The sequence below is a fragment of the Enterococcus gallinarum genome, from assembly GCF_021496385.1.
Taxonomy (GTDB): Bacteria; Bacillota; Bacilli; order Lactobacillales; family Enterococcaceae; genus Enterococcus_D; species Enterococcus_D gallinarum.
Genome location: NZ_CP050816.1, coordinates 105,686 through 126,200 on the forward strand (window position 1 = coordinate 105,686; position 20,515 = coordinate 126,200).

Below are 20,515 nucleotides of genomic sequence, written 5' to 3' on the forward strand. Positions count from 1 at the left end.
AAAAAAGCCGCACGATCGCAGTTTTCTCTGCAGATCGTGCGGCTTTTTTTCTTTTTAGCTTTCTAGCTTTTGGTTTCTAAATCATGTAAAAACAGACCACTTAACAATTTGGGTTCAAACCATGTAGATTTAGGCGGCATGATCTCATTCGCATCGGCAACAGCCAATAAATCTTTCATCTGCGTTGGATACATCAAAAAGGCCATTGTCCATTCTCCGGAATCCACCATCCGTTCCAATTCTTCTGGACCACGAATTCCTCCTACAAAATCGATGCGCTTATCTGTGCGGACATCTTCAATACCGAGTAATGGCGCTAAGATATTTTTTTGCAAAAGAGAAACATCCAGACTTTCGACTGCGTCATTCCCTGCTTCTTTGATGGTTAAAGAGAACCATTCGTGGCCCAAATACAAATAGAAGGTTCCCTTTTGAGAAGGCTTGCTGCTAGTTGGCTTCTCAATGTGAAATTTCTCTGCTAGATGATCGAAGAAATGATCTGGAATCGGTACATTGACCACACGGTTGTATTCCCAGATCGCCAATTCATTTTCCGGAAACAAAATCGCTAAGAAGCGCTCGCTTTCCTCACTATTGTTTTTTTCCTTGCGCTTTTGCAAGCCGACTTTCACTGCCGACTCAGTACGATGATGGCCGTCAGCGATATACAACGCATCAATCGCTGAGAATTCTTGTGATAAAGCAGCAATCGCCGCAGAATCATCGATCAGCCAAACCCGATGATGGACCTCGTGGTAACTCGTGAAATCATAGATCGGTTGATGATGACTCTGCCAATCCTGGATCGTTTTTTTTAAGGACTCAGGCTGACGGTAACTTAGAAAGATTGGACTCGTGTTTGCATCACAAGCTTGGATGTGATTGATGCGGTCAACTTCTTTTTCTGGTCGAGTAAACTCATGTTTTTTGATTTTACCAGCTACATAATCCTCAATCGATGTGCAAACAACAAGCCCAGTTTGACTCCGCCCCGCCATTGTCAGCTCATATAAATAATAGGACGGTGCATTGTCTTGGATCAGCCAGTTTTTTTCTCGAAAAGCAGCCAAATTTTCTGCTGCTTTCGCATACACTTGCGGATCATAAGGAGCAATATTTGGCAGATCGATTTCTGAGCGATCGATATGAAAATAGCTGTACGGGTTGCCGGCAGCATATGCCGCTGCTTCTTGCGTGTTGACTACATCATAGGGCAACTCCGCAATTTTCTCTGCTAAGTCAGTTTGTGGGCGGATTGCTTTAAAAGGAAAAACTTGAACCATTAATAGCCTACCTCCTGATTCTTGATCACTCGCACGCGAATAATATCTTCTTTAGCTCGTAATTTATCTGCCACCGCTTCAAGCAATGCAGCATCTGTTGCTCCGACATCCACCAATGTGTAGGCATAGTCGTCACGTCCGCGATTCAACATATTATCGATGTTGATTCCAGATTCAGCGATGATCGAGGAAATTTGTCCTAGCATATTTGGCACGTTGCGGTTAATCACTGTTAAACGATACGGCGAATGGAACGCCATTTCTACGGTTGGAAAATTCACTGAGCGTTTGATCGTCCCAAACTCCAAAAATTTCTTCAATGTGCGGGCAGCCATTTTGGCACAATTGATCTCAGCCTCTTCTGTCGATGCTCCTAAATGCGGTAGAACTAGCACGTTGTCATGGCCCAGTAAGCGTTCATCTGCAAAATCAGTTGTATAACCAGCAATCTCATTATTATCTAACGCAGCAAGAGCTGCAGCTGTATCAACGATCTCACTACGAGAAAAGTTAAACAGTTTAGCCGTTGGCTTCATTTTGGCCAATTCATTCTTGCCCACTAAATGGCGGGTGTTTTCCATCAATGGCACGTGAAGAGTAATGAAATCACAGGTTGTGAAAATTTCTGCTAAATCATTAGCCCGTTTGACTCTGCGGGAGATGGTCCACGCTGTGTCCACCGAAACATAAGGATCATAGCCCACAACTTCCATCCCTAAGCGGTAGGCATCGTTAGCGACCATGGCACCAATCGAGCCTAACCCAACCACACCAAGCTTTTTGCCTTCTAGTTCCGTACCGGCGAATTGCTTTTTGTTGGCTTCTGCCTGTTCCTCTACATCTGATCCGTTCAGTGTTTGGACCCATTGAGCACCTTGGAGAATCGGGCGAACACTTAATAACAAGCTTGCAATAACCAACTCTTTGACTGCATTTGCATTAGCTCCTGGGGTATTGAAGACGACGATGCCTTGTTCTGTACATTCTTTGACCGGAATATTGTTCGTACCAGCTCCAGCTCGCGCAATCCCTAATACACTTTTTGGAAAAGGATAGTCATGCAGCTTTTGGCTTCGCAGCAAGATTCCTTCTGGCTCATCACTTTCATTGATGGCATATTTTTCTTTGTTTAGCCTTTGAAGCCCTTCTGGTGCAATCGCATTGAATGTCTTGATCTGATACATTTATTTGACCTCCGCTTCGAATGATTTCATGAAATCGACAAGTGCCTGAACGCCTTCGATAGGGAACGCATTGTACAAACTTGCTCGCATACCGCCTACCGAACGGTGTCCTTTTAAGTTTTTAAAGCCGGCTGCTTCTGCAGCTTCATTAAATTGTCGATCCAGCTCCTTATCGCCAGTGATAAAAGGAATGTTCGTTAGGGAGCGGCTATTTTTGTCTACGGGACTGCTAAACAAGTTCGATGCTTCGATCGCTTGATAGAGCAGTGCAGCTTTTTGACGGTCTTGCGCAGTAATCGCTGCTACACCGCCTAATTCTTTCAACCACTCAAAAACCAGTTTTGCGATATAAATGCTGTAAGTAGGCGGCGTATTGTAAAGGGAACCGTTGTCAGATTGAAGACGATAGTCCAACATTGGAGCAAAGACCGCTTCTTCATTTAATAAATCTTCTCGAATAATAACCACCGTCAATCCTGCTGGTCCAATGTTCTTTTGGGCACCTGCATAGATCATACCGAAATCTTCTACACGATACTCATTGGCCAAGATATTTGATGACATGTCAGCAATGATCGGGACTTTGCCAGCATCCGGAATCGTCTGAAAAGCTGTTCCTTCAATCGTATTATTCGTAGTAATATGCAGATAAGCCGCTGTTTGGTCGATGTTATCTACTGTGATTTCTGGAATATAAGTAAAATGCTTATCTTCACTTGATGCGATCACCTCAACCGTAGCAACTGCTTCAGCCGCTTGAATCGCTTTTTTTGACCAAGAGCCCGTGTTGATATAAAGGGCCTTTTTGTTTTTCGCTAAATTTAATGGCACCATGCTAAATTGCAGACTTGCTCCACCTTGCAAAAACAGCACCCGATAGTTATCCGGGATCGCCATCAATTCCCGCAAGAGGGCTTCTGCGTCTTGAACGATCTCTTCAAACAAGGAGGACCGATGACTCAGCTCCATAACGGACATCCCACTGCCACGATAATCCAAAAGCTCGGATTGAGCTCTTTCCAATACGGGGCGGGGCAAGACGGCGGGACCAGCTGAAAAGTTATAAACAGTCATACAAAAATCTCTCCTTTGTTGTTAGATGTGACACCCATTATAGCAGAAGGAGGAATATGAAAAAAGGTTAAAAATAATTAAAATTCTCAATTTTCTGAAAAAAAGATGAAAGCAATTGATGACGTTCATCCATTGCTTTCTAACCATTGCCAGATTTCATGAAATACGACTTGTTTATTGGTTTCATTTAAGATCTCGTGACGACCGCCTTCCAGCAAATAAACTGTCAGATGCCGCTGCCCTTGCTGGTTCAAATAGTTTGCTAGCTTACGGACACTCTTGCCATAATGGCCCACAGGATCTTCTTTTCCTGAAATCAGCAGTAACGGCAATTCGCGATCGATTTTCTGCAACAGGCGGGGGGCACTCGCTTTTTTTGTCAATAAAAACAAATCTCGATAGGCACTTAATGAAAAATGAAATTGCGTATGCGGATCTGCTAAATAAGCATCTACTTGTTGGGGATCACTGGACAACCAATCTTTCGCCGTTCGGTTGGGCTGAAACCGCCGATTATGTTGACCAAAAACCAGATTTTCCATCACGCGATAGGGCCATGCTTGCTGTCGAAAAGGCATCAACGACTTCGTCAATAAAGCGGCACTGGTCATTTTGGCCGGCGCTTCCAGTGTCGTCCCCATAATGATTGCACCTGCCAATTTTGTATTTTTCTGATACAAAAAAATGCGCAAAACCAAAGAGCCCATACTATGACCTAAAAGATAATAAGGCTGAGCTGGAAACTGCTCCAACGCAAAACGCTGAACCAATCCCACATCTGCTACAAGATAATCCACACCTTTTGTTTCTCCAAATGTCCCATACTCGTTTTGCTCAGCTACTGTTTTTCCGTGTCCCAAGTGATCATGACCGATCACTGTGAATCCTTTTGAAACGAGATATTGAGCAAACAGATCGTACCGTTCAATATGTTCAATCATGCCATGGATCAGCTGAAGCATTCCTTTGGACTGTCCCTCCGGCTGCCAAACTTTCACATAAAGTTGATCTTTGCCGTTTGAAGATCGAATCATTTCTTGCCTGGTTTTCATCCATTCACCTCATTTGCATTTACTTTTACGTCTACTTTGTAAAACGATTTGCTCCGTTCCATTTGTCTTTATTATACATGGAAGAAGGAAAACTGCCTATCTTGGCCTAGAGCTATATCAGCGGCTCATCCTAATTACTCAAAAAAAAAAACAGTATCATGGCACGTCTGTCCATGACACTGCTTTAGGATGTTAGTTGGCTTCATTCGGATCGAAGAACAGCCCTAAATTGAACAAGACAGATCACAGCATGGCCATTTGAGCCACGCCATTGCTTTCAGTGTTATGATATCTAAACCACTGAAAGCAGCTCTAGAAACTATTCTCCCTCTTTTGGTATGATCTCCATCCGATCGACACTCAGTGTGTCGACCCCAATTTCTGAAGACACTTCGATTTTGATAGTGCCTGCTTTCAAATTCATAGTAGTTTGGATAGGCTGATAGTATTGTGACGGATAGACCGCCAAACGTTGGCTGTCATCATCTGTTTTCAGTTGAACATACACGGGCTCATTCAATGACAAATAATCTTGAGTTTTAAGATAAACGATGACCGTCGCTTCACTAGCCTGTCCCATTGTTGGTTGAAAAACCAAACGATCTTCGATCGATTCAAACCCTTGAACCACTTTTTTCATCAATGCTTCCTCGTCTGTCACTGTTACTAAATTACCTTCAAGAAGCGCATCACTGGCGGTCATTCGGATCCTTTTTGCTTCACCACTGGGAAGCTTCTGTGTTTCATTATCCGCTAAAGGAACTTCTAATTTCAGCTTGTTTTCTTCCCATTTGATCGGCTGCAAACGAATCGAGCGTTGCCAGCCAGAATGATCCCAACGAGCAGCGTGAAATATCAACCAGTCTTCGGTGCCGTCTTTCGACTTGGCAAACCCATTGTGCCCGGGACCAAAAACAGTTTCTGTCTGCTGAAAAATCGGTTCGGATTCTTTCGTCCAACTTCGGGTATCTAATGGATCATCTTGGCGATCCATTGTCAAAAGTCCCAGTGCATAATCATTGTCCCAACTTCCACTAGCCGAATAGACCACATTCACCGTATCTTCTTTGATGATCACTTGAGGTGCTTCGTTAATCAACGGCGTTTGCCGCATTTCCCATTCGTATTCCGGAGTCGAAATCAGCTGCTTTTCACCAATGACTTCTGTAGGTGAGATCATTTCAGCAATATAAATATTTTGGGCAATATTTTCATATCCTTCCCAACCTGACCAAAGGAAATACCGTTGTTCGTCTAATTCGAGGACAGTTCCATCAATAGCAAACTTGTCATCCAGTCCTTTGATTTCTTCCAACTGCCAATCATCACTGTAAGGATCCTGGTTTTCGTTGACTAGTGCATACATCCGGTGGGTTTCTGAGGGATGATTGGCCGCAAAATAAACGACCCACGTACCTTCCAGCTGATGAAGTTCCGGTGCCCAGATACTTTCGAACTCCGCAGGCATTTCCCAGATGACTTTTTTCTCCCCCGCTGCTACTTCAGTCAGATTTTCCGAACGCCAAAGGGTTAAATTGTTACCAGTAGTTTTCGTATAATAATAATATTCCTCATCTTGAAAAATCCACGGGTCTGCACCATCGTTGTCGATGATCGCTGTGAAATCGTCAACCAGCGTTTCATGAGAAGTACCGCAACCTCCTACGAAAGGAGTCGCCAAAATCAATGCACAAATAATACCTTTTTTTCTCATTGTCTCTCCTTTCCAATGTTACCGTCTGAATATCATTCAACTTGAGAAACATGAAATTGATCATTGATAGCTTTGATTGCTGCCAAGTCCACTTTAGGCTGACGGTCATAAGTCAATAACCCATTGATCTCCTGTTCAACATCGGTCAATTGCGTATAGCAATATCCCCAGAGCCCTACTGAAGCATAGACAGCCGACAGCACCCGTTGGTAGTCCTTTAAGAATTCAACTTCATTGTCGACTGACGTATACCCCCAACCTGGTTGTCCCGATACATCAAAGCCGATGCCACCAAATTCCGTTAACAAGATTGGTTGCTCCTGATAAGAAAAGCCGTTGGCAAAAATCGGCCACGGAGTAGAAAGCCGCTTAATCAGATTTTCGCGAGTTCGGAGGGTTTCTTTAAAGTAATCATATTTCTCAGTTTCTTCTTTTTGGCCATGGGCATAGTTGTGAATGGCGCAAATATCTGTTTCTGTCATTGCCCAACCATCATTTGAGATCACTAATCGTGTTTTATCCAATGCGTGCAAGAAATGATACATTGCTTGAGAGAAATGTTGCTGTGTTCGGTCAAAGGAAATCTTTGGCACGCCCCAGCTTTCATTGATCGGCACCCAAGTCACAATGGAGGGATGGCTAAAGTCTCTGGCAATGATCTCGGTCCATTCCCGCATCAGTCGTTCAACAGAATCTTCATTGTAAATCGCCGGAGCCGCACATTCTCCCCAAACCAGAAAACCTAACTGATCCGCCCAGTACAAAAAGCGCGGATCTTCTGTTTTTTGATGTTTGCGGCAACCATTGAAGCCCATTTCTTTTGCTAGTAAGATGTCTTTTTTAAAGTCTTCATCTGACGGTGCAGTTAAGAGGCCACTAGGCCAGTACCCTTGATCCAAAATCAACTTTTGATAGTAAGGTTTGTTGTTCAAATAGACCATGCCGTTTTCCGTATGGATTTTACGCATGCCGAAATAACTTTTCAGGTAGTCAATTGTTTCTCCATCGTTGATTAAAGAAAGTTTAATATCAAATAACTGGGGATTTTCCGGTGTCCAAGACCAACCGTCATGATGGAAATTGCTTCTGAAAATATGTTCCTGAAAAAGATCGACATTGAACTTCATTTTTGCCGAATCTGCAGACAGTCTCCCCGCTGCGATTAGCTGTTCTTTAAAAGAGATCCGATAGTCCAGTTCACACTGCGGCTGGAACTGATTCAAGATCGTTTCAACAGTCACGGTCCCTTCATCCAAATTTGGAGTCAGATTGATTTCTTTCAAATAAGTCTCTGAAACGACTTCCAGCCATACTGGCTGCCAAATCCCGGTAGAATTCGTATACCAGATACCAGCAGATTCTGTCTCCCAGAATTGTTTTCCTCGAGGAATACTTTCATCTGCATGAGGATCAAATGCACGCACACTTATCGCTTGCTGACCGTCGACCAAATAATCGGTAATATCTACTTCAAAAGAGGTATGACCGCCTTGATGATTCGTTACATGACAACCATTGACAAAGACATCCGCCTCGTAATCCACCGCACCAAAATGCAAGACTACACGTTGACTGTCCATTGCCTGCACTGTGAATGTCCGGTAATACCAGACAATATCGTGAGGTTCTCGTTGGTTGATCCCGCTCAATTCGCTTTGATAGACGAAGGGCACCTTGATTCTATGCGGATAGGCTTCCTCCTCTTGATACCATTTCTCTTTTAGTCCTACATTTTTATCATCAAAGGCGAAGCGCCATTCTCCATTTAAATTCAGCCAGTTCTCTCGTTGAAACTGGGGTCTAGGGTATTCATTTCTGCTCATAGTTCCTCCAAAAAAACAATTTATTTTATACCACTTTGCAATGACATTGATTCCATGAAACTCTTTTGCGCCACTAAATATAAAAGGAATGTCGGGATCAATGCTAAAAGAGCTCCTGCAGCTCCTACTCCCGGATACGTCATATATTGCCCTTGCAGCAACTGAAGTCCCGGCGTGATAGGCAGTTTATCAATATCGCTCATAACGATAGAAGGCCACAAGAAGTCGTTCCACGAACCAGTAAAACTAAATAACGCAACGACGGTTAAAACCGGCTTGATCAGCGGCAGAATAATATGATAAAAAATCTGAAATTCATTTGCCCCATCGATTACAGCCGACTCATCCAATTCTTTAGGAATCCCTAAGATAAACTGACGAACTAGAAAAATGTTATAGACACCTGCTGCGCCAGGAACGATCACGGCTAGAAACGTGTTGGTCCAGCCTAATGTATCCACGATTTTGAAATTGGGGATCAAATTGACGACACCAGGAAACATCATCGTTCCCAGCAATAATGCAAAAATCAAGTCTCGACCTTTAAACGTCAGCCGTGTATAACCATAAGCCGCAAAAGAAACGATCACCATCACCAACAATGTGTGGGCTGTTGAAATGATCATCGAATTCAAAAACCAGCGAAAGACTGGCGATGAATCATTCCCCTGCAACAACCCTAAAAAGTTTGCGAAAGTCCACTCTTTAGGAATCAGGCTAAAGCCAACTTTTTGGATCTCAGCATCTGATTTGAAAGAGGTAAAAATAGCCCATATCAGAGGAAAAATCCAGACAATACAAACAATAGCTAATACGATAAATGCGACTCTTTTTCCTACTTTATTTTCTCGCATGGCTGTCCCCTTACCTCTCTAATTTTTTGATCATGATAAATTGAAAGACCGAAACGATCATGATAACGATCCCTAGTAAAATCGCCATCGCCGATGACATACCGGCAACGGACGTACTACTGCCAAAAGCATTCTCTTGAATATACATCATGAGTACTCTCGTCGAATTGTTCGGACCACCCCCGGTCAGCATCAATGGCTGTCCATAAATATTGAATTGAGCAATAGTCGTCATGACTGTTGTAAAAATCAGCTGATTCCGAATACTCGGCAACGAAATCCGGAAAAACTTCACTACACTGCTGGCTCCGTCAAGCTCGGCTGCCTCCATTTGTTCCCTGGGCACACCGTTCAACGCAGCTACATAAATGATCAAATTTCCTCCTAATGTCCACCAAATCGTTACGATCAAAATCGCGATCCAGGCCCATGGTTGTGTCCCGACAAAATTGATATCTATCCCAAAAACTTCTTTGATGGGGCCAAAGGATTTACTTAACAGAAACCCCCAGATGATCATTACAGCAGAGATGGCAAACAATGTCGGCAAGTAAAGAACCGATTGAAAAAAGCGCATCATCTTTGGCTTTGCGGACAATGCAACAGCTAATAGCAATGGAATCGCGATACACAGAGGTACTGATATCACTGCAAAGAATAGCGTGTTTTTCATCCCATTGAAAAATTGCGTATGATACAGCGAGTCTTGATCAAATAGAATCGTCTTAAAATTGTCTAAACCAATAAAAATCGGTGAACTAAAAAGATCCCATTCGGTAAAGGAAACATAAACACCAATTACAGCAGGAACCAAAAAGAATAAAATAAAAAGAATCATGTGGGGACCGATAAACAAAACGGGCCAACCACTGAGCTTTTTTTTGCTACTCATACATTACGCATCCTTTCATGCCTTGATAAAATCGACTAGAAAAAGACTGTGACAAAAACCACTTCTGCATGGAAGATGCTCTTTCGTGTAAGTTGCCAAGCTAACCAGATCAAAAGGCCACTCTTTGAGAAATCTTATATGAGTCCTCTTTTGGTATGTGCCTTCTCGACATGTCTGAGCACTATCTTCTTTGCCTTCAGCTTTTGTCACAGACCCTGCGATTATTTCATTTTCTCTTCCACGACTTTTTGGATTTCACCAAAGGTATCTTTAATATCGGCTTTTCCAGTGATCATGTCCCAAGAACGATTATCGTATTCATCAAAAATGTAAGACAATCCATCGACTGCATTCACAGAGATCGCCGCCTGTCCTTTTTCTGTTTTCAACAAGAAAGATTGCGGCATCTTGACATATTCCTCATTGTCAAGCATCGCTAGTGAAGTTGGATTGGCGCCAGATTTCACCCATTCTAACTGGTTTGCCTGCAACCAAGTCAAGAAATCCACCATTCCCTCTTTCTTTTCATCAGACCGTTCTTCTTTTGTCTTAAACATCGCAAACTGATCAACTCCCGATCCTTGAACGATATTTTCCGCATCCCATTGCGGTGTAAAGGTTTCTCCCCACTCAAAGTCACTGATTTCTTCCATATTGCTCAACATCCACGTTCCTTCTGGCAAGAAGATCAGCTGTTGATTCGCAAAAAGTTTATTGGCATCTTCCCCATCTGGCACCATATAGCCCGCATCATATAAATTTTTGAATTCCTGTACCGTGTTATACGAATACTCATTATCGATATTGATCTTGCCATCTTGATCTTGCCATTGTCCGCCCATTTGCTGATATAGATTGGAATAATTCTGCATCCCCCAGGTATAACCAAAGCTATAAACGCCATCTGCTTTTGCTTTTTCACCTGCCTGATTTATTTCTTCATAAGTCACGATGCCATCATCTAATGCTCCAGGAATGTATTTGTCTACCAGATCTTTGTTGTAATACATGACCCACGACCCCATGGTGGCTGGGATCCCATACTGGCTGTCCTCAAGAGTACCGGTATCCCAAGCTGCTTCAACATAATTGCTGCGATCTAGCTCTGTACCTTTGATCATGTCATCCCAAGAATCCAGCATCTCTTGGTTCTTATAGGTGGGAAGTGCTTCTGAAGCGACTAAAGCCAAATCTGGTACACCTTTCCCCGATTTACCTGCTGTAGTTAGTTTTGAGGTGAAGGTATCCCCTTGCATACTCACTAATTTCACTTTGAAATCCGGATCCGTCGCATTGTATTCGTCAATCGTCTTTTTGATTTTCTCCCCATCTGGTCCAGTTGTGGATGACCATAACAAAATTTCAGAACTCTTGCTTGAGTTGCCTCCGCCACTTCCACATGCTGACAATACGATGCCACACAGCAACGTCGCCCCTACTACCATAGCTGCTTTACTAAATTTCATTTTTCCACGCTCCTATTATTTAACTTATTTGTAAAACGATATTCCGACTCACTTTACTTTTTTCAACAACAGTAAAAACCAAACTGTTTACACCGTTAAATTAACATCAAAATAAAGCGCTGTCAACAGCTATTTAACAACTAAAATAAAATATTTATATCGTTTAACTATAGTGTAAAATCATCAAGTTATGTTATAATAAACCTGCGCAATCGATTAACTAAAAAGTATAACGAGGTGAATAGAATGGAATTAAATTTAGAGAAAACTTCTTTACCGGTTTATGAAGCTTTAGCCAATGAGACGCGTTTGGCAATTTTGAGAGAGTTAGGCGGGGAAAGAAAAAGCATCAGTGAGATTGGGGAAAAACTGGCAATCAGCAACGCACTCATGACCAAGCACATCAAAAAATTAGAGCAGGCACAATTGATCAGATTAGAAAAAGGAACGGGAAAAGATTGGAAAAAGAAGTTTCTAGCTTTAAAGACTGATTTCATCAACATCAACTTCCCCGAAAAAGTATTTCCAGAAATGAATTTGACTTCATTACCTGTGAAAATTGGTCACTTCACTGATTTTAGAGCCGAAGCTTCTTGTGGAATGGCTACAAAAGATCGTCTGATCGGCGCATTGGATGATCCTAAATCCTTTTTGGCACAAGAACGAGTAGATGCCAGTATTATTTGGTTAAACAATGGATTCTTAGAGTACAAAATTCCGAAACCGCTAAAAAATGGGGAAAAAATCGAAATGCTGGAAATCAGCATGGAGATTGCTTCTGAATTCCCTATTTCCAATAATTATTGGCCGAGTGATATTTCTTTCTATATCAACGATGTCTGTTTAGGAACCTATACTGTTCCAGGAAACTTTTCAGATGTACGGGGGGCATTGACCCCTCAATGGTGGATCGATGAGTTCAGTCAATACGGCTTGTTGAAACATCTGCGGATCAACCGTTTTGATACTTCGATCGACGGAGAAAAACTGACCGACCATAACTTAAGCGAGATCGATTTGGATCACAGTGATTTCTTTACATTCAAAATTGCAGCACCGGCAACCGCAGAAAACGCAGGCGGTCTAACTATTTTTGGCGATCGTTGGGGAAATTACCCGCAGGATCTGCTTTTCAATTTTTATATTTCGGAATAAAAAAAGACACAGGCAAACAATCACCTGCATCACTTGATGATCTCTGTTAACTCTCCTTTGACTGCAAGATTTAACAGGGATCATTTGCTATGGCGGGATTCGTTTTTCTGTGTCTTGATTGCTCTTATTTTGCGCTGGCTACGGCAAAGATTCGTTCGATCAATTCCATGACGTTGCGAACTTCTTCATTTTTGACAATTGGTTCAGCACCGTGACGGACTACATGATAAAAATTCTTGTAGAAAGGATCAAAATCGGCTTTCGCTTCTGGGAATGGGATTGATTCTGCAGCCAATTCAGATGGCGGTGCCATTGTTTTCGTTAATCCAACACCTGCTTGGACAGGTTTAGGTGCGGCAACATCTTCGCGGCCAGTTGCCCGAACCATCTCACCATTCAATGCCCAATCTTGGATCGTAGCAGTTCCTTCAATCCCCTTAATGTACCAGCGAGGCAACTGGGTGTAATTGGAGGTCCCAACTTCCACGATTGCTTTGACACCATTTTCAAATGTGATCAAAGCAAAGAATCCATCGTCGACTTCTTCTCCCAGAATATAGCTTAAGTCAGCTTTCACATCTTTCACTGGACTGTCCACTAACCAAAGTATTTGATCCAACAAGTGAACGCCCCAGTCTAATACCATGCCGCCTCCTTGTTTTTTCACATGGCGCCAATCACCTGGGATGCCATTTGCACCTTGGACCCGTGATTCGATTTGGAAAAGATCACCGATCTGCCTATTACGATATAAATCGCGAACGATCAGAAAGTCTGGATCCCAGCGACGGTTTTGATGGACCATAAATGTATTGCCTGTTTCTTTGGCCACAGCAACGATTTCGTCTAGTTCAGCAGTGTTTAAAGCAACAGGTTTCTCACATACAACATGCTTACCCGCTCTGAGGGCTGCGATCGACAAATCCTTATGCAAATCATTCGGCGTTGCGATCAGCACTGCTTCAATGGTTTCATCTGCTAAGACTTCTTCATAACTTTTATAGATTTTATGCCCTTTTTCTTGTGAAATAGCTTGTCTTTCTTCCGAAATATCATAGGTTCCCACAATATGGATCCGTTCATTTTCATTCGGCAGGATGTTGTGCACATGGTAAGCACCCATACCGCCATAACCGATGACAACAAAATTGATTGCACTCATTTTCTATACTCCTCGTTACACCCACCACATTGCGGATGGTTCTTCTTTGATCATAATCGATTTCAAATTAGTGATTGCTCGGTTCAATCCTTCATCAACAGACATGATTGGATCTTCATGCTCGATACTCAAGACATAATCATACCCATAGATCCGCAATGCGGAAATGATGTCCGACCAAACTTGCAAGCTGTGCCCGCAGCCAACAGAGCGGAAAGTCCAAGCTCTTGTTTTGACATTGCTGTATGGCTGCATGTCTGTCAACCCATGCATGTTGATATTATCTTGATCAAGATACGTATCTTTGGCATGAAAATGATGAATCGCATCTGCTTCACCTAAAATCTTGACTGCTGCCACTGGATCGATCCCTTGCCACCACAAATGGCTTGGATCAAGGTTACAACCAATTGCTTTACCTGCAGCGTCGCGAAGTTTTAACATCGTATAAGGCGTATGAGCCAAGAATCCGCCATGCAGCTCAATACCGATTTTTACACCAGCAGCTTCTGCCTCGGTATTGATTTCTTTCCAATAAGGGATCAGCTTTTGCTCCCATTGATAGTTGTAATTATCATCGTATTCCGTTGGCCATGGCAGAACAGGCCAGTTGACTTGCGTGTCTGTTGCATTTCCTCCCGAAACACCAGAGAATCCATTGACGACAGGGACATTCATCAAACTGGCCAGCTTGATCGTTTTGCGTAATAATTCATCTGCTTCCTGCGCTTCATTTTTTAAAGGCGAAATGGGATTGTTGTGACAGCTTAACGCCGAGATTTCTAGTCCTTTGTCGGCTAATTTAGCTAAATATTCTTTCCGGTCTGCTTCACTAGCAAGCAACTTATCGATATCCAAGTGGGCATTGCCTGGAGAACCTCCTGTACCGATCTCAACTGTCTGCAATCCTTTTTCTGCAACTTCTGTGATCATTTCTTCAAAAGTTAAATGATTGAATAATGGCGTAAATACTCCTAACTTCATTTGCCTACCTCCTCATTGGCTTGATAATGGCCGTACGTTGGGTACGTATTTTCTGTTGGTGCGCACCAACGTGCCGCGTTTTTGATAACTTTTTGTACTTTTTCGTTGTAATAACTCGGAAACGTCTCATGCCCAGGTTGGAAATAAAAAATCTTGCCATTGCCACGACGGAAGGTGCAGCCGCTGCGGAAGACTTCGCCTCCTGGGAACCAGCTAACAAAGATCAATTCGTCTGGAGTTGGGATGTCAAAGTGTTCCCCATACATTTCTTCTTTCTCAAGTTCAATAAATTCGCCGACACCTTCTACGATTGGATGACTCGGGTTGATATTCCAAATTCGACAATGCTGATCATCCACGCGCCATTTCAAGTCACAGGAAGTGCCCATCAATTTCTTGAAGACTTTTGAGAAGTGACCAGAATGGAGGACAATCAGACCCATTCCTTCTAACACCCGTTGTTGAACGCGCTGAACGATTTCGTCTTGTACTTCATCATGGGCCATATGCCCCCACCAAACGAGCACATCGGTATCAGCTAATACTTCGTTTGTTAATCCGTGTTCTGGTTCATCCAAGGTTGCTGTGCGAACTTGAAAATCATCTGCTTGCAAAAAGGCAGCGATTTGTCCGTGGATTCCTTCGGGATACATTGCCTGAACGGTTTCATCTGTTTTTTCGTGTCTAAATTCATTCCAAACAGTGACATGGATCATTGGTAAACCTCCTCAACGATAGCTTTTAATTGCAAATAATCGATGGCCGTCGCTTCTAAAGGTGCGTATTTTTGGAACGCTTCTTGTTCCACGATCAACCAAGGCAATTGGAATTGTTGCGCAACTGTGACATAGTCCTTGATAGGTAAAATGCCATTATTGATTTCTGTGCTTTCTTTTGGTTCTTCCTGCATATCTTTGATATGCAAAAGACCAACGGACTCTTGATGTTCTTTCAACCAAGTGAAAACATCAGTGCCGGAATAAGCGATCCAATAAAGATCTGCTTCTAATTTAAGTGCTGGATTTTCAGCTAACAATTCTTCAATCATTGATTTATTAGGAATCTCGGTAAATTCATGGGCATGATTGTGATAGTAGCATTCAAAGCCCTGAGCAGCTGCTTTCTTAGCAACTTCTGCAAACTCTCGGGCAAACTGTTGCCATTCTGCGAATGTCTCAAATGAAGCATATGGAACCACGAGTCGGTGATTCCCGATCGCTTTTTCATAGGCCAGTGTTGCTTCAAAATGATCCCGCAATGTTTCAAAGGGTAGATGAGAAGCAGCAACTTCCAAGTCGTATTCTTTTAGCGCGTTTGCGACCTCTGTTGCGGAATAACCGTAGTAACCCGCGAATTCGACTCCGTCATACCCGCTTTTTTTGACACTTTCAAGTGCTTGGAACAAGTCTTCTTTACACGCTTCTTGGATGCTCCATAACTGTAGTCCGATTTTTGGTTTCATGCTTTGCTCCTTTTTAGCGACTGCTTTTACAAGTAGACCGGTTCGCCAGTTGCTGAGGATTTGTAGATCGCTTCTAAAATCTCAGTAACTACCATTGCCTCTTCCGGCTTGACCACAGGTTCTGTGTCATTGATGATGGCGTTGATCCAAGATTGTGCTTCCAAGATTTCAGGCGTTTCGCCGTCCCCTTCATAGAAGTCGACACCACCAGTTTCCAACTCAATATTTTTTTCATACAACAAACTATGGTCTTCGCCATTGATTGTTAAGCCATTATTCATATCCGCGCCAGCTTTGCTGCCCATCAATGTTGTTTTTGCTTCTTTGACATCTAAACTGTTCAACGCCCAGCTAGCTTCCAAGAAAATCGTTGCGCCATTTTCCATCACGACAAATCCAAAAGCAGAGTCTTCTACCGAAAACTTCTCTGGATCCCATGACCCCCAAGCGTTCGCTGCATTCTTTGTCTGAGATAATTCATGGTAAGCTTTTCCGACAACAAATTTAGGTTGGTAGTTATTCATCATCCACAATGTTAAATCAAGAGCATGCGTACCGATGTCGATCAATGGTCCGCCGCCTTGAGCTTCTTCGTCTAGAAAGACGCCCCAAGTTGGTACGGCACGACGACGGATGGCATGGGCTTTCCCAAAATAGATATTGCCTAATTGTCCTTCCGCACAAACCTCGTGCAAGTAGCGGGAATCTTTTCTAAAACGATTTTGATAACCGATCGTTAATTTTTTGCCTGTTCGATTAGCGGCATCGATCATTGCTTTTGCTTCTTCTGTCGTTTTTGCCATTGGTTTTTCGCACATTACATGGCAATCTGCTTCTAATGCTGCGATAGACAATTCCGCGTGAGAAGCATTTGGTGTACAAACATGCACAACATCTAATTCAGCTTCTGCTAACATTTCTTTGTAGTCGCTGAATACCTGGGCATCCTCTGTACCGAAAGCTGTTTTAGCTTCCACTGCTCGTTCGACGATCAAATCACAAAATGCGACCATTTCCGCTTCTTTTACTTGTGATAATGCCGGCATGTGTTTGCCATTCGCAATCCCACCGCAACCAATGATTCCAATTCTTACTGTCATCTCTTTCCTCCTGAAAACGCTTATTATTTTCTACTCATTCATTATAGCGAAAGGATTTGACAGGTTCTTCCCAATTTCCTCTTAAAAAATTCCCGAAATTTATCTTATGGAACTCTCACTAAAACGAATCAAAGACTCCTTCACACCAAATAAAAACACCCAAACAAACAGTGAACAACCGCTTAAAAATTGCGCTTGTTCAAGGGTTCGAGTGATTGACAAGATTGGGTCGTTGATCTAGCTTTCATCAAGTATTCAATTATTTAATTGTTTAATTGTTTCTGATACTGCAATGGGGATTGTCCTACGGTCTCTTTGAACACGTGATGGAACGTTTTGACACTGGCAAATCCGGCTTTTTCCGCTACTTCTGCCATTGGAAGTTTCTCGTTTGCCAAAATGAATTTGGCTTGATTAATCCGGTATTCCGTCAGAAACTGCATGAATGTTTTTCCAGTATTCGTCTTAAAAAAACGGGTAAAGTAATGGGGACTGAAGCCAACATGCTTCGCTGTTTCTTCCATCGTTAAGACATCTTGGTAATGGGATTCAATATATTCAAACACTTCATCCAGACGTTGCAGCGTTTCTTTGTATTGAGCTGCAGAACGTTTCAAAGGAGCGATCTTTTTGGCACGTGGCGGCAACCCTTGATAACATTCGCCGATCAACTGATACAAAAATCCCATCGTCAAATAGCGTTTACCAGCTACTTGCTCTTCCTCTAACTGGTAGAGTTCGATCAACAATCCTGTGATTTTTTCGGTAAAACTGACTGGCCAATGCTTGCTGTGGGGTTCCCCCTCATCAAAAAGCGTCTTTAAAGAAAGTTCTTTTTCTCGCAAAATGGTTTCATCAAACAGCGCGAAATCAAACTGATACACATACCGCTCACTCTCTGGAGAAGCCAAAAAATAGTGCGGCTGACCGCTGGCAAAAATGTACAGCTCGCCTTCTTCCAACTCAATGATCTCATCAGCTACCCCAATATTGACTTTTCCTCGTTTCGCATAAATCAGCTCGATTTCTTTATGTACATGGGGATAAACGATCGTCAGCCCATCATTAAGGAATGTCCGAAAGCGAAAATCGCTTTCAAATTCTGGAATCTCAAGATACATACTCATACTGCTATTTACTCCTTTGCTTCCATTCTCATCCATTATAGAACAAAGAGTTTTTGTACGAAATGCTTTTCTGATTTTTTATGAAAAAATAGTCGCTGCTCGCTTTTTATGGTATCTTGTACAAAAAGGAGGTTATTATGAATTACTACGATCAGCATTTGCATACTTTTTTATCTTTTGATTCAGAAGAACGCTTCGAAAATTATTTAGCTTTTCAACCGGAATTTTTTGTGGCGACTGACCACTTTGATCTCAAGAACCCTTATTCAAATTATCGCGATGATATTCCCGATTATGAACAGCTTCAACAATGCCATCAGACTTTACAGGAACAAACAGCAACGAAACTTTTGAAAGGGATCGAAATCGGTGTCGTTCCTGGGCAAGAAACACAAATACGCGACTATCTGGATCAGCATCCTTATGACCTGAAGTTAGTCAGCATCCATCAAAACGGTTCCTTTGACTATATGGATGATGCCGTATTGGAGAAAGACAAACTTACCGTCGTCAAGTCTTATTTTGATCAGATGGCCACAGTTTTAGATACTTTTTCTGACGGACATATCCTGACCCATTTTGACTACGGGTTGCGGCGCTTCGACTTTACAGCAGAAAAACTTGCACAGCATTTCGAAAAAGAACTGACAGTTATTTTCAAGAAAGTCGTCGCTCGCGAGCTAGCTTTTGAAGTCAATGCCAAAAGCTTTGGTCCTTATCAAAATGCATCACTTTACGAATATGCGATCCCACTCTATCAAAGTATGGGGGGCAAACTCTTTACACTAGGTTCAGATGCTCATAAGTCCAGTGATTATCGCTTGTTATTTGCCGAAATGAGCCAGATGCTGCGCTCCTTCGGTGTAGAACAATTGGCCGTCTTTCAAGGAACCGAAAGATACATGGCAGATTTGCCTGAAGGTTGAGGGAGGATATAGCAAGCTTATCAGAAAAAACGGATATGAAAGAAACAAGTAAAACTATCTACTATATACAAACAATCCACATTACCGCTCTCGAAAAATTTCGCAAAACGGCAATGTGGATTGTCTTTTTAGTTTGCTTTTATCCTAACATAAAAACTGCTCTTCACTGGAAAAACTCGTTCTACTCAATGATGTACTCCGTAATCGAATAATAATTTTTGTCTAAATAGTCCGCCAGTTCATGAACATAATTAGGCCTTCTTTGCATCTCGAATGTAATGCCTTGATGTTTTTGTACTGGTGATCCAGAAACCAAATTCTGCTCAGCTATTTTATTTAGTGTATAAATCACAGCACATTCTTGATTTGAACGAATATGCAACCAGTTAGTTCGGGCACGATTCGACAGAGAAATCAATGGGTGCTGATTTCTTTTTTTGAAACAATACCCTAGATCTATGCCCCCACTACAAATCTTGGATAAATCCTCTTCTGAATCAAAAGCTTCCCCAATCCTCTTCTCAGTTGTAAAATCAAATTTTTGATAGCGCGTACAACTTTGAAAATCAATATATTCTCCTGTAGGAATGAACTGTTCATCGATAAGTTGGAGTTTTGCATCCGCCATCTTCAGTAAGTGATTCTCTATTGTTCTCTTTTCTCTATCTAGGTTAAAGTAAGCATGATTAGTCAAATTACATACTGTTGGAACTTCTGCTTCTCCTTCAATTTCTATGGTGAAAACATTTTTTTCTATACGATAACTGATTTTTATCGCCATTCTCTCATAGGGTCCGGAATCGTTATCTAATCTAAGTTCATAGGTCGTAAGATTCTTCTTGAAAATTCGAAACTCTCTAAGATGAAATCCAGCGGCTCCTCCATGTAAATGATTACCTTTTTCATTTTTATCTAAAAGAATTGAATCTTTCTTATGAGATAGATAATAAGCAGGAAATGTTCTTCCTGCATTCCTTCCAATGATCGCACCAAAAAAATATGGATTAGTGCAATAATGCCATAAATCATCATAGGAGAGGACATAATTCGTTTTAGTCTTTTTGTTTATAATCTTAGTAATACAGCCTCCCATAGCTAAGAATTCAATTTGTATTTCATGATTTTCTAACGTATAACGTTTCATATCCCCCTCCCAAAAACATTGTTCATCTTCATAAAAGCTTAGACCACATATCAGCATTCAAATATGACAAACTTATCGTTTTTATTAACGATTATTTGAATCGTTTGATTAGT

At 42.0% G+C, this 20,515-nt stretch carries 18 protein-coding genes; 2 read left to right on the forward strand and 16 right to left on the reverse strand.

Annotated elements, in window-relative coordinates; genetic code table 11:
* Positions 1-62: 62 nt before the first annotated feature.
* The 9 genes from HED61_RS00495 to HED61_RS00535 all read right to left on the reverse strand — a co-directional run bounded on the left by HED61_RS00495 (position 63) and on the right by HED61_RS00535 (position 11,342).
* A complete protein-coding gene (locus HED61_RS00495; protein ID WP_103300390.1) occupies positions 63-1,283 on the reverse strand; it encodes a DUF1015 domain-containing protein in 1,221 nt (406 codons plus the stop codon).
* Positions 1,283-2,467, reverse strand: a complete 1,185-nt coding sequence (locus HED61_RS00500; RefSeq protein ID WP_003128739.1) for a phosphoglycerate dehydrogenase — start codon at positions 2,465-2,467, stop codon at positions 1,283-1,285. Before HED61_RS00500 ends, HED61_RS00495 begins: the two co-directional genes overlap by 1 nt.
* Positions 2,468-3,541, reverse strand: coding sequence for a 3-phosphoserine/phosphohydroxythreonine transaminase (gene serC / locus HED61_RS00505; RefSeq protein WP_195972096.1), 1,074 nt, complete (start codon positions 3,539-3,541; stop codon positions 2,468-2,470).
* Positions 3,542-3,666: 125 nt separating this feature from the next.
* Entirely contained in the window at positions 3,667-4,593 is a 927-nt protein-coding gene (locus tag HED61_RS00510) for an alpha/beta fold hydrolase (RefSeq protein WP_219645437.1), read from the reverse strand.
* A 319-nt stretch (positions 4,594-4,912) separates the two neighbouring features.
* Positions 4,913-6,307 carry a glycoside hydrolase family 43 protein gene (locus tag HED61_RS00515; RefSeq protein WP_219645438.1) on the reverse strand — a complete coding sequence of 465 codons (1,395 nt, stop codon included), beginning with the start codon at positions 6,305-6,307 and terminating at the stop codon, positions 4,913-4,915.
* A gap of 32 nt (positions 6,308-6,339) precedes the next feature.
* A complete protein-coding gene (locus tag HED61_RS00520; RefSeq protein ID WP_219645439.1) occupies positions 6,340-8,130 on the reverse strand; it encodes a glycoside hydrolase family 2 protein in 1,791 nt (596 codons plus the stop codon).
* 20 nt (positions 8,131-8,150) lie between these two features.
* Positions 8,151-8,984, reverse strand: a complete 834-nt coding sequence (locus HED61_RS00525) for a carbohydrate ABC transporter permease (protein WP_003128734.1) — start codon at positions 8,982-8,984, stop codon at positions 8,151-8,153.
* Positions 8,985-8,994: 10 nt separating this feature from the next.
* Positions 8,995-9,876, reverse strand: coding sequence for a carbohydrate ABC transporter permease (locus HED61_RS00530; RefSeq protein ID WP_003128733.1), 882 nt, complete (start codon positions 9,874-9,876; stop codon positions 8,995-8,997).
* A 221-nt stretch (positions 9,877-10,097) separates the two neighbouring features.
* Positions 10,098-11,342, reverse strand: coding sequence for an extracellular solute-binding protein (locus tag HED61_RS00535; protein WP_103300384.1), 1,245 nt, complete (start codon positions 11,340-11,342; stop codon positions 10,098-10,100).
* A 246-nt stretch (positions 11,343-11,588) separates the two neighbouring features.
* On the opposite strand from HED61_RS00535, the gene HED61_RS00540 reads away from it, so the two are divergent.
* Positions 11,589-12,497: an ArsR/SmtB family transcription factor gene (locus HED61_RS00540; protein ID WP_003128730.1), complete on the forward strand. Its 909-nt coding sequence runs from the start codon at positions 11,589-11,591 to the stop codon at positions 12,495-12,497.
* A 124-nt stretch (positions 12,498-12,621) separates the two neighbouring features.
* On the opposite strand, the gene HED61_RS00545 is transcribed toward HED61_RS00540, so the two are convergent.
* From HED61_RS00545 to HED61_RS00570, 6 genes are all read right to left on the reverse strand, one after another.
* Positions 12,622-13,659, reverse strand: coding sequence for a Gfo/Idh/MocA family protein (locus tag HED61_RS00545; protein WP_138371512.1), 1,038 nt, complete (start codon positions 13,657-13,659; stop codon positions 12,622-12,624).
* A 15-nt stretch (positions 13,660-13,674) separates the two neighbouring features.
* Positions 13,675-14,643: a sugar phosphate isomerase/epimerase family protein gene (locus HED61_RS00550; RefSeq protein ID WP_003128726.1), complete on the reverse strand. Its 969-nt coding sequence runs from the start codon at positions 14,641-14,643 to the stop codon at positions 13,675-13,677.
* Positions 14,640-15,359, reverse strand: a complete 720-nt coding sequence (locus HED61_RS00555) for a ThuA domain-containing protein (RefSeq protein WP_003128724.1) — start codon at positions 15,357-15,359, stop codon at positions 14,640-14,642. Before HED61_RS00555 ends, HED61_RS00550 begins: the two co-directional genes overlap by 4 nt.
* Entirely contained in the window at positions 15,356-16,105 is a 750-nt protein-coding gene (locus HED61_RS00560; RefSeq protein WP_138371509.1) for a sugar phosphate isomerase/epimerase family protein, read from the reverse strand. The genes HED61_RS00555 and HED61_RS00560 overlap by 4 nt, the downstream gene beginning before the upstream one ends.
* Before the next feature lie 26 nt (positions 16,106-16,131).
* The gene (locus HED61_RS00565; protein WP_003128720.1) at positions 16,132-17,205 is read right to left on the reverse strand and encodes a Gfo/Idh/MocA family protein; all 1,074 of its coding nucleotides are present in this window, start codon (positions 17,203-17,205) and stop codon (positions 16,132-16,134) included.
* 263 nt (positions 17,206-17,468) lie between these two features.
* Positions 17,469-18,332, reverse strand: coding sequence for a helix-turn-helix transcriptional regulator (locus HED61_RS00570; RefSeq protein WP_003128718.1), 864 nt, complete (start codon positions 18,330-18,332; stop codon positions 17,469-17,471).
* Positions 18,333-18,469: 137 nt separating this feature from the next.
* Here HED61_RS00570 and HED61_RS00575 point away from each other — a divergent pair, with 137 nt between their 5' ends.
* Positions 18,470-19,258 carry a PHP domain-containing protein gene (locus HED61_RS00575; protein WP_219645440.1) on the forward strand — a complete coding sequence of 263 codons (789 nt, stop codon included), beginning with the start codon at positions 18,470-18,472 and terminating at the stop codon, positions 19,256-19,258.
* Between the two features lie 181 nt (positions 19,259-19,439).
* On the opposite strand, the gene HED61_RS00580 is transcribed toward HED61_RS00575, so the two are convergent.
* Positions 19,440-20,402: an aldose epimerase family protein gene (locus HED61_RS00580; protein WP_219645441.1), complete on the reverse strand. Its 963-nt coding sequence runs from the start codon at positions 20,400-20,402 to the stop codon at positions 19,440-19,442.
* Positions 20,403-20,515 lie beyond the last annotated feature (113 nt).